Genomic DNA, 693 nt, shown 5'->3' with positions numbered 1-693 from the left:
CTGATCTCTTTCAACTTACCCGTTTCTTCGAATTCATAACTTATATTTTGCTTTGTGATCAACGAATAGGTTTTGTCCGGATTTTGACGCAAGAGATCATGGGAGCCAAATTGTCCGGTAAATGTTCCATCCGGATTTTTGGTGTAAAAGTCACGTTTGCCGTCAGGTCGCAGAACTCCTACTTCATTTTCATTATCGCTATAAAACAGAATTCGGGAATTATAGGAAAACGCCCAACTGTTACCCAAAGGACCCAATGTGCGATCTTGCGAGTTATACGTTCTCTCGAAAGCAATTGGAACTTTTCCTTTCACCTCAAGATCTTTATGACTGTAGAAAAAGTTCCCTGTGATTGTATTAACCGGGTCTCCTCCCGTTGCTTGGGCATTCTGTCCATTCTTATTCGCTACAACCTTAGGCGGAACTCCATATCCGGGTGCGGGAATTCCGCTGCGAAGCGGATCTTTTATTAACAGATGCCACCCCACACGTAACAAGTTCGGATTCGGAATTTTATTTAACTGAGATATTTCATGATAACGGCCTGCATTAGAGTAATAGAATGAAGAAACAGAGCTTAAGAAAGTCCCTTCACGGACTATATAACGGGTTAGAACCAGCGGCGCCTGAAAAGCACTTCGTACTTCATGCTTCCCAAGTCTCTTTATCGTTTGAACATAATATTGAAATTCC

At 42.0% G+C, this 693-nt stretch carries 1 protein-coding gene; it reads right to left on the bottom strand.

What is annotated here, in order from left to right:
* Positions 1-693: DUF6531 domain-containing protein (locus ACFO8Q_RS22860; RefSeq protein ID WP_380029480.1), on the bottom strand; the 693-nt coding region annotated here is incomplete at both ends.

Source organism: Effusibacillus consociatus (genome assembly GCF_042652925.1).
GTDB lineage: Bacteria > Bacillota > Bacilli > Tumebacillales > Effusibacillaceae > Effusibacillus > Effusibacillus consociatus.
Note: the sequence above shows the minus strand (reverse complement) of the source record. Positions and strands in the feature narration are given on the sequence as shown.